Origin of the sequence: Kistimonas scapharcae, from assembly GCF_039540975.1 — a bacterium.
Classification (GTDB): domain Bacteria; phylum Pseudomonadota; class Gammaproteobacteria; order Pseudomonadales; family Endozoicomonadaceae; genus Kistimonas; species Kistimonas scapharcae.
In genome coordinates this window covers 1-10,449 of record NZ_BAABFL010000372.1, presented here as the reverse complement: position 1 = coordinate 10,449, position 10,449 = coordinate 1, and the positions used below count along the sequence as shown (strand labels likewise).

The 10,449-nt window shown below is 49.0% G+C and carries 6 protein-coding genes; 2 read left to right on the top strand and 4 right to left on the bottom strand.

Annotation, left to right across the window (positions count from 1 at the left end):
- Nucleotides 1–259 precede the first annotated feature (259 nt).
- The 3 genes from ABD892_RS13485 to ABD892_RS13475 form a co-directional block, all read right to left on the bottom strand.
- Complete coding sequence (locus ABD892_RS13485; RefSeq protein ID WP_345196300.1) at nucleotides 260–2,812, bottom strand: protein phosphatase 2C domain-containing protein; 2,553 nt, start codon at nucleotides 2,810–2,812, stop codon at nucleotides 260–262.
- Nucleotides 2,813–3,215: 403 nt separating this feature from the next.
- Nucleotides 3,216–3,752, bottom strand: a complete 537-nt coding sequence (locus ABD892_RS13480; RefSeq protein WP_345196299.1) for a GNAT family N-acetyltransferase — start codon at nucleotides 3,750–3,752, stop codon at nucleotides 3,216–3,218.
- Between the two features lie 123 nt (nucleotides 3,753–3,875).
- A complete protein-coding gene (locus ABD892_RS13475; RefSeq protein WP_345196298.1) occupies nucleotides 3,876–5,840 on the bottom strand; it encodes a hypothetical protein in 1,965 nt (654 codons plus the stop codon).
- A gap of 450 nt (nucleotides 5,841–6,290) precedes the next feature.
- On the opposite strand from ABD892_RS13475, the gene ABD892_RS13470 reads away from it, so the two are divergent.
- Entirely contained in the window at nucleotides 6,291–6,653 is a 363-nt protein-coding gene (locus ABD892_RS13470; RefSeq protein WP_345196297.1) for a hypothetical protein, read from the top strand.
- Here the strand turns inward: ABD892_RS13470 and ABD892_RS13465 are convergent.
- Complete coding sequence (locus ABD892_RS13465) at nucleotides 6,645–8,333, bottom strand: opioid growth factor receptor-related protein (RefSeq protein ID WP_345196296.1); 1,689 nt, start codon at nucleotides 8,331–8,333, stop codon at nucleotides 6,645–6,647. The genes ABD892_RS13470 and ABD892_RS13465 overlap by 9 nt on opposite strands.
- A gap of 458 nt (nucleotides 8,334–8,791) precedes the next feature.
- Between ABD892_RS13465 and ABD892_RS13460 the strand changes: the two genes are divergently transcribed.
- A complete protein-coding gene (locus ABD892_RS13460) occupies nucleotides 8,792–10,411 on the top strand; it encodes a phosphatidylinositol-specific phospholipase C domain-containing protein (protein ID WP_345196295.1) in 1,620 nt (539 codons plus the stop codon).
- Nucleotides 10,412–10,449: the final 38 nt, after the last annotated feature.

Here is a 10,449-nt window from a genome sequence, read left to right as displayed (position 1 = left end):
TTTGCCTGAAGAGCACAGGGGACGCTCTCTTCATTCAATTTAGCCTTACTTCTTCAGATCGTTAAGCGGGAGTTAAGGAGCCCACGCCCTGCGGGCTGTAGCCAACAAAATATGAGATTATTTATGGCTGGGTACTTATTATCGTTTTTCGAGTCATAACCGTTGTTGTTTGGCCGGAGGTGGGGAAATCTGGTTTTGTGCTGGAAAAGAAAAGTCAGTGAAGGAATGCCGATAAATAGTCGGTAGATGAGAGCAAATATTAAGCGTGTTCCTCAGTGTTAGTCCTGCCAGAATATTTAGCCAGATCAGTAACGACAGCCGTTGAGTTATCGAGTGATCCGGCAAAAAAAGCTTTGATGTTAAGCTTTACTGCGATGAGTGCAGGAGAGGTGTTTTCTACATAGTACTGATAGGTTTGCTTGCCTAGTGTATGGGTAGAGGCAACATCCGTAAGGCCGTCGGTTACCTGAACCAGATAGCCTGCAATTCCGTGTAAATCAATTTTCACGATGGTAGGGCGAGCACTCACCACACCGTTGAGTTCGTGAAAGCCAAAATATCTTGCCGGTCCGAGCTTTTGGTTAACCCTGGGTACACGGTCTTTCCCAAATGTCACGTAACCGCCACGTTTCAAAATCGACTTTTTAAAACGATCAATATTGGGTTTGGCATCCTCACTCAATTGGGTGACTTGGCCGTATTGGTCAACCCATAGGGCACGAGAATCTCCGACGTTAACAAGCCAGAGTGTGCCCTTTAGGAATAGGGCAAAATTCGCCGTCGTACCGCATGAGGTGCGATGACAAGTCCGATTGATATCAACACATGCAATTTTTAATGCTTCTCTGATCGCCCAATCGGTAAAGCCGTATTTGTGGATGAATTCCTCAAGTCGCTTAGTGAGATAGATAGTAATATTGTTTGCCGCATACTCGGCAAAATCAGGTTTACCACTTCCATCAAAGACACCGTGGATGTCTATCTTGATGGTTTCACCGAAGACCTTAATAGTGAATGTTTCGGCTATATATTTGTCTTCGATAGGCTTGTGTTTCCGTTTTTTTCCTACGGAATAGGCAACGCCTACCGTTGATGATGTTATTCGCGTCAGGTAATGGAACGGTATATCTCCGATAGTGATTGTACCTTGTATCGGGCCTTGTAATGCCAGTTTTGGGTTTAAAGTGGGTGCCTGCAGGAATAAACATTGCCTTGATAAGGATGTTTCAGATTCTCGTTCCATTTCTCGCTCTCGCTGTTGCTGAAAGAGTGCTCTCCTTAATGCCGAATCCAGCTTGCCAGATATTTTTGCTCGTGCTTCATCACCGGTCAAAATACGGTATTCAAGTTGTTCAATATAATCAATATGATCGCTATCTAGCTCACTGTAGAGTTTATAGTGGCGGTTGTCGGCGATGGTTATGTCTTTGTTGGTACTAGGAGGTCGGTCTTCATTTTGACAGCCTAGCTTGCCCGAATCACGGGTTAAAACAGCCAGACAGGATGATGGCATGGGAAATATGTCTGATGCTCCAATATCCGTTTGATTGGGTGTTGAGACAGATTTCATCCTGCAAGCGGTCGTTGTTCCACAAGGAATATCCAGGTTTTGCCTGAGCTGGTCAGCCAATCCTTGGAGGTAAGGGCTGCGTGATGAAAAAAGTCTAACAAATTTGTCAGCTGCGTCTTTATCGTGGATGCAATTTGCCAACGGCCGTTGGCAGGCGTGGCTGCTGTCAGTGTATCCAGGACAAGTGTCATCAGTAGAACTAAGGCAATCCTGACAAAATGTATGTCCGCATTCGGCTCTGTAAGGAGGGAAAGCAGGAAAACGATGACAATGAGTACAGGTTTTCAGTTCGGCCTCTACAAAGAGGGAAGCGTAGTTGTGAATGTGCGCTCTTGTTTCACTCTGCCTTGGGTCGGGTTTCCAGTATCCTTCACCCAGTGTCTGCCTGCATTGCTTGCATTTGGGCGCATCCTTGCTGTTTTGGGCGGGTATACAGAGATCACAGACGCGACAACCGCATTCTAGCCTCAGCTGCATGTCCGTGAAATTGTGATGTGCATGACAGAATGGCCATAAAGGGGATAATCCAGCCAGTAATTCATGTCGCATCAGGGGGGCATTGGGAAGTCGTTCTAACGGGGTTTCTTTTTCGTGGTTTTCCGCGGTTAATAACGAAACAAGATTAATACTTTCTACTTGCATTAAGGCCATTACGTGAATAATCGCGCCAACGACCTGCGTTTGGTTATGTGCAATTGCAGCATGGAGCGCAGTATTGCCACTATTGCTGTGGTGTGCTTTCAGTAGTGTGATGCCATGCTGCTTAAGAATGTTGATCACCGGGGTTGTCTGTCCCCATTCAGCGGCATTCACCAGGCGGTCTACCAGTACCTGGTTCTCATTCAGTATCTGTTTCGCCACTTGATCGGGCGGTGGTTCTGGTGGGGAGGCAGAGCCTCCCGATGCGCTACCTTCCGCATAGGTGGCCCCTGTTAGACAAAAGTTGCTGGATGGGGGGGGCGAATTGTCATTCTTATGGAAGGTGGAGGATGTGCTGCCTTTGGTCTCGGTATCAGCATGTTTGACCGGATAGGAGTGAAATGGCTGTCTGGTCAGGTTCAGGTGGTCTATATCAAAAATACGAGTGGTTACGTTGTTTATGAACTGACGTAGTTCACGTAAGAAACGGTCAGAGTCATGTATGTACCGGATCCGAAATCGTTTCGTTTCCATGGCGTCATTGTTGAATGTAGGTCGTTGCCAAAATGCTGTTCTGTTAACCGTGGTTGTTCTTATGCTCATCCCGTTTGTCCCTTGGCGGTTGAATCGTGTGCCAGCATTGTGTGATTACTAGAAATATTGACAGTTATCTACTGATTTCATTTCAGACCATTCAACCTGTGGTTAGTTCAGTGTTATTATTTTTTGGATAGTCCAGTCAGTATTTCTGTTAGAAACGAAAACTTTTTCCTGCGATTGATAGATAAAACCTCCACCAATACGCTGTCAGATAAGTTTTGGCTGAACAGATCCTGTGGGATCTGAAAAAGGAGATGGCTGCACAGGGGCAGATGGTCAGAGCTCATGATCCGGCAAGGTGTATGGTGAATAGGATGTCACAATCATGTTTCAGACGATAATGTGTCTGGCAGTCGCTTCATGCCAAGACCTACTTCCCGGGGGATAACCGTGCCTGCCGGTAAATTTAACGATGGTTCAGGATTTCATAATCCTCAACCGCTGCTTCCACGCCATTCTTGCAGATACTCGCAGGTCTGTTGCTGATCTTGTGCATGCCAGCTTTTTGCATAACACGTCCGGATGCAGGGTTACGGAGGAGGTGGTGGCAGTAAATACGCTGTAACGATAACGTATTGAAGCCATAATGGATGATGGCTTGAGCCGCTTCACTACAATACCCTTGACCCCAGTAGGGTACGCCGATCCAGTATCCCAACTCTGCCTCGAGGGTTGTCAGGTTAATCAGGCTGATGGCGCCGATGATCACATCCGGCGCCTGCCCTTGGGTAATGGCATAGATAATCGCGCATTGCGCCTGCCAGACGGACTCATGGGTGCTGATCCAGGCTTCGGCCATGCCGTCCTGATATGGATGGGGGATATTCTGGGTGACATCGGCAATACGGTGATCGCCTGCCAGTTGCTGGACTCGTTTGGCGTCTGACTGTCGAAATGGCCGGAGTTGCAGGCGCTCAGTCATCAGTATTGGCTGTTCTGGCATAGTGCTTTTCATCGTTTAAGGGGTAGGCGTTGGTATGGCTTGCTGTTCATTCAGTTAAGGTATCATTCTTAGCCAGTTTGCCTGGTATTTCCTTGTTCTGAATTAATGTATGGTGTCGCGTGGTTAACAGGCAGAGCTGGTGAGTACTTGTAGCTCCATTTCATCTTCCCGTATCTCGATTGTTCGCCTTGTGCTTGTATGTGATGGCTTTGGTGTTGTTTGTGTTTTTATTTTTCCTGTTGCACACAGCAGGCCGCTAATGGCAGATATAAATATGCTATTCAGTATGACACTGCCAATGAACAGGTATTTATAAGCGTCGCTGCAATCGTTAATGTTAGTAGCGTTCATTCCGTACAGTGGTGTTGACATGACATTGGTAACGGGTGACGTACTGTTGTCATTTGACCATGGCATTGTTGTGTTATTAAACATGGGCAAGGGTGTGGTATTCATAACAGACGCTGTTGTTACTGGTGATGCCATTGTCGATGTCATGCTGTGATTGGGGGCAGTGGCATTGGTACTCATCAATGTTGCGGTTGTATTGGGCAATGGTGAGGTTGTGGTTGAGGGCGTTGTAGTCGTCGAAACGGTCATATTAGGCATGGCAGTCGTTGTTGAGGTTGGGGGTAACGGATAGCAGGTGCCCTGTACATTGATGGGGGGCAGTGTGACGGCCAGCCGCGCGTCAACGTCACTGATAGCATGACCCGTTTTTACATTCCTGAATTGCAGCTGGATAGGCTCTTCTGAATTGGTCCGGTAGATGCCGAATTTGTGGTACATGCCGCTACCTCCACGTTCAGGCGCATCATTTCGACCCAGAAATACGTTGGTGTTGATTTGCATGTTGCCATTAATCCAGAGTTGCACGTGACCTGGTGTTGGCAAGGTTGCATTGTAGCGGCTGGTCTTCAGTTCAAACGCAAGCCGATTCCACCCTGTCAGGGATAGATCCCGACCCAGCTTTCCAGCATAGACATAACTGACGTCTTGCATATTACCATGGCAGCATTTTGCCCTGTTCAGTGTGCGGAGCCTAGCCTGAGTGTTACAACGCAGACTTTTAGGTGTGTAGGCTGCGTATACGGAACGCACCTGGAAAATAACATAGTGCTCAACACCTATCTTTTTGATAGAGATTGTGGCCGTGGGGTAACCATCCTTCTCGACGGTTGCGCCTAAAGCGATGAACTCTTCGTACAGTTTATGCGGAATATTCAGAGGCAGTAAAAAAGGATGGGTACTGTTTGGAAATGTGTATGAAAAATGGTCCGGCATGCCATGAACCTGCACAAAGATTGCGGGAGCACTCACGAGAAATTTAACCTCCATGGCCATGGAAAAATGACTGCCATAGGGAATTTGTTGGCTGCAGTCATTGATCAACGTTCTGGAGGCCAATTTCAGTGCATGTTGTTCAGGGGTTAACGGCGGATCGGTGTCTTTGATGAAGCAGCCCTGAAGCTCGACCCGTCCTTTGCATTGGTGGCTATGGCCCGCGCTGGTGGGAGGACATACCGCACCAGGGGTTTTGGGCAGGGTATTGTCTTGATGGTCGCCCATTTTGAACTTGTAGACGGTTCCTTTGGTTAATGACGGGCGTTCCTGTAAGCGGTCAGGCGGTTTGATACCGATACGAATATAGTTGCCATCAGCAGTTGTTTCTGAGGCATTGAACCGATGCAGGTTGGGTTCCCGCAGTACTGGAACAGATCGCCAGCGGGGGAGAGTGGTCTGGCGTTTGCTACGCTCCAGCAGTACTTCTTTATTGCTATCGGGTGATGCAACCTTGGTGTCAGATGTCTGGTCTGTCTCCATATCGTATGCAAGTGATTCATCATCGGGTTCAGCCGAGTCATCAGGCTCAAACTCATCATCATTTAACCAGGCCGCCTCCTCATCAAGCTCAAGCGTCTCATCATCGAATTCACCCGAGTCATCGTACTCGATATCATCATTGTCCAGCCAGGCTGGCTTAAAGTGACATGTATCGAGGCAGTGAGCCATTCCGGTGAAAGGGGCGAGGGATTGATCAGGAGAGTGGCTCGTTACAGGCAAGGTTCGGGAGTCTGCCCCAGACATGCCTGCTACTGACCGGCCGATAATCGCAAGAAGGCTGACGAGTGTCAGTGGCCATGCTCTGGTGAGATAATACGTGGGGTTTGGCACTGTCTTCATGCAATGGGTGAAGAAACTCCAGCCCGTTTGTGTATTGCTCTCGGTTCGGCCTGTCTGGCAATGAATGGTCTGACATCCTTGTGATGATGCAGGAGGGACTGGGGGGAGTGGTGTGGAAGATGTATTACACAATAGATTTGTCCGTTTGTTATTTAGAGGGTATCCCTTTTAATCATTGACACTGTGGACGTTTTTTTATTCAGGACATCGCGCTTATTGTTAACTCAAATAACTAAAGCGTTAACGGATACAACAATGCAGCGTTTATGCATGGTGAGCTTAAACATTTTTGTCTATTTTTACTTTTCCTCTTCCAATAAATGATTCAACCGATAGGGGCTCAATGTAGTGTCAATGCTGATAAAGCCGTTAATGATTGTGGCAGGGTTAATGTTGGTGCTGGCAGGGTGTAGCACTGAAACACAGACTCGCCGTACCTTGCATTATGAAAACCCTCTATCCCGTGCGTGGGAAACGGTGATTATGCCCGACCAGCCATTGAAACTGCATCGCCATGATTATCCGCGGGCCATCGTTGTACTGGAGGGTGGTGTACTGACATTGGTTAATGAGAACCATGAAAAATCCGGTGAACTGGTACTAGAGACAGGCAAGACCTACTGGCTTGAGGCTGACCCTCCTGGTGAGTTGCACGGAGATATCAACGAAGGCCGCAGGCCGGTAAGAGTCGTGGTGGTAGAGTTCAGGTCAAAATAATGATGTGCCCGTGTGCGGGGGGAGTTTGGCGGCAATATTCCAGTGCATTATTGGCGGAAGACGCATTTCACTCCGTTTTTCCTGCATGAACTGACATAGCTTTTGTGCATAGTCTTGATAACCGACCTCCATGAGAAAATGAATCACCCGCGTTATACGGCGATGGTTGTGATCAGTGTTTTTCGTTCGCCATACCGTTGATTGTTGAATATTATCAATAGAAAACTGACCTTGTGAAAAATCTAACTCAGCGGTATTTGCGAGGGTCGATTCATGTCGGATACCCCAGAAAGGCAGTAGCGTGTGAACCAGCATATCCTCAATATATTTTCTTAAAGCGCCTTCGTTTTCTGCGGCGTTTAATACATTGAGCAGCGTAGGACTCAGCAATGGAGCCTCTGCCAGGCCCTGGATTTTGTTTGGAAATACGGCCTGGATGTAGTTGTGGGCAGTCTCCAGCCTGGAAAACGCGTAATGGCTGACCACTTGTCTGGTGTGGCCGTTGATTTGACCGTCACCATTGAGAAAGGCTAAAAATGCCTTGTCATCTACAGGCAGGGACGGGTCAATAGCGATAGGAATGGTTGAATCCAAATAGTGTGGGTCAGTGCTGAAATGAGAGAGTGTGTGATCAAAAGGCGCTGAAAATCGCATTTTAGGAATGTGTAGCGTACCGCTTTTGGCAAGTGCCTGGCATTTGTCGTGAACACCTTTCAATATGGCTTTGGTGATCACTGCTGGAGAGACAGGCCCTGCATAACTGCCAGCACTGAATGCGTGTATATGCAGCTCCGGAACCGCTTCGTGATTGTTTTGTTTTTGACTGGCGTATTGGTTATATACAGTGATCATGTTGGTGGCAGTTTGTTCAACAGCAGTAAGAAATGCCTTGTCAGTCGTGTAGTCAAGGCGTCTCGGGGGGATGACATAAACCATGGCCTGGTTGGCAGTGTTGCCGTGAGGGTGTTCGCTGTACTCATAAACAGCCACTGAACCCGCATGGTTACTTTCCGTTTTATAGAGCGTCACGCTTTTCATGCCTGAATCCCGGGTGCTCAAATCATATGTTGTGATATGGCCCTCACCGGCAGCTTGGTCATGGAGACGTTCATTGAGTGATCGTTTAAACAATCTTTTACGGTGAGGTGCTCCCGCAAACGGCGCAACCGATGCAAATAGTTTATTCAGGCCGCCGCCACCAATATGCCCATCCAGTGAACCGGCATTGACAATGGCTGCTGGCGGTTGATTTGTCGTGTCTTGATCATAGAAGACTGGGGTAAAGCGACCGCGTTGCGGTAGTTGATAGTCACAGGCGATGCCTGCTATTTGGCAGCTACAGGTGGTGGGCACCAGAGTGTAACCGGTACCGATCACTCCCAGAACATCTTCCATACCAATACAAACCCTCGATTGCATGATATCGGCAATTTGGCGTATCTGTTGTTTATCATTGACACGAATGCCTCTGTCTCTCAACCCTTTACGAATCCGCTCGGTATCAACCGGCAAGAGCATATTCAGAATAAGCTTGGGCACTATCTTATTGACTATACGGAAAAAGGCTTTTTTGACTCCCTTCAGGCAATTAAATGAGCGGTCAAAGCTCGTGTTGCGAAATGCCGCTGAAATCTGTGGCCTTCCTGCGTTGTCTGAACGGGTGCTATCGTTTCCATCCATGAAACTTTTCCTGACAATGATGCCTGAGTAGTGATCCACAACAGGGTGCTGATACGATGGATCCTGAACCATTGCTTGTTCTGCGGACAATCAAAGCATTCAACAATAAAAGGATAGACCTTGACAGCGTGACGGCTTAACAACAGGTGGAGGCAATCTCTGATCGCTGAATATTGTGTGGTGGGGATTTCCACCATTCATTTTTATATATAGACTATGGTACTACTTTGATTGTGCTCCTCATACGACAACGATCGAAGTATGATGCTCCGATGATCGAAGAGTCTGTCCAAAGAACAATAACAAAGGCTCCTTATGCTGCCATATACCCTGAATACCTCCGCGGTAATCTCATCTCTGACTTTTTTGAGTGTCAACTCGAACAAGGGCGTTTGATGGGTGTCAGGTGACGGTATTTACTGGTTAAGGTTACCTAATAACAATAAAAGTTACGGCCTATGAAAAAAACAATCCGCCATTGGGCATCACTGCTGGCCCTGACCGCAGTGACGGCCACCGCCCAGGCTGAAAGTCAGGACCCCTGGCTGAAGCAGGGACTGAAAGATCAGCGCACACTCACCCTCTGGGAACCGCTGGGCAAGTTCAAGTCGCCCGGTACCCATAACAGTTACAACGCCACAGATTACAAAGGGAGTGATCCGCTTCACCTGTCTGACCCCAACCATTACCTGACTATGACGGCCCAGCTTGAGGCTGGCGTCCGCATGCTTGAGATTGATACCTGGTGGTACGGGCCGAGTGGCAATATCAAGTTGTGTCATACCCTCTGCCATGTGGAAGACCAGTACCTGAGTGAAGCCGCCAACGAAATCAACCAGTGGCTGCGCCGTCCGGAAAACCGGAATGAAGTGTTGGTGCTCTATGTTGAGGACCATGCCGATGGTCGCTATGACCAGATGTTTACCGACTTTGGCCAGCTGACCGAGCTGATGCTGCCGGTAGCTTATGAAGGTGCGGCGTTTCCTGATCAGCTGACCCCGATGGAGATTCTGTCTCAGGGTAAGCAAATTGTACTGATCGGGGTGGATGGCGCGCCGTCCGGCCACCCGATCAAGCAGTTGAACCATGGATTTATCCGTTCCAACCAGTCAGTGTTTGATGGCCGTTTCACCGGTTATCCCACCTGTGATTTCGGTGGCACCAGTGCCGAACAGATGGACCAGCGCCTCACCCGTCTCTATGAAGATCAGACCAACCTGGCCACTGGCGTCGGCCTGGGGCGTAAGCTGAATGCGGACCAGGCGAAAGCCCTGACCGATTGCGGCTTTGGCCTCTTTGGTTATGATAAGATGACCACCAATGATGCCCGTCTCTACAGCAATGTCTGGAGCTGGGGCGGTGGTGAGCCCAATGACTACGGCAGCGGTGAGGACTGTGCCGTGCAACGTCCGGACGGCCGCTGGAATGACGACAGCTGTGCGAAGCAGTACCGTTTTGCCTGCCAGGATGAGCGCAGTGGCGACTGGCGCATCACCAGTGCCACCGGCACGTTTGATGTCGGCCAGCTGAGCTGTCAGACCGAATTCGGCAATTACTTTGCCTTTGGTGTGCCGAAAAGCGGATACCACAACCGTCGCCTGCAGGATGCCGCTAATGGCCAGGCCGTCTGGATCAATTTCAATGATCGCGCCAACGAAGGTCAGTGGGTGCCGGATGGACGCAGTATGCCGGAACTGCCTGCCCAGGACACGGCGGCCAGCCAGCTGATTTTCTCCAGCTATGGTGTTTGTCTGGATATCGAGGATCGCCGTGCTGAACCCGGTGTACCGGTTCATGCCTGGCAGTGTCATGCTGCAGCCTCCCAGTACTGGTTCTACACCGAGGAACAGGAGATTCGCTCTGCCCTGAATCCTGAGCTGTGTGTGGATGCTGCCGGTGCTGGCACCAGCAATGGGACGCCGGTCGTTTTGTGGAACTGTAATGGCCAGGATAACCAGAAGTGGGTACGTGATAACTTTGGTCGCCTGCTGGCGAAGATGGATACCCGTAAGGCCCTGGACATCAAAGATCCGCAGGTGGTGCGTATTCTGGCACAACTTGAACACCGATTCTGGTAACTCTTGAACACCCATTCTGGTAAGTCTTGAACACTGAT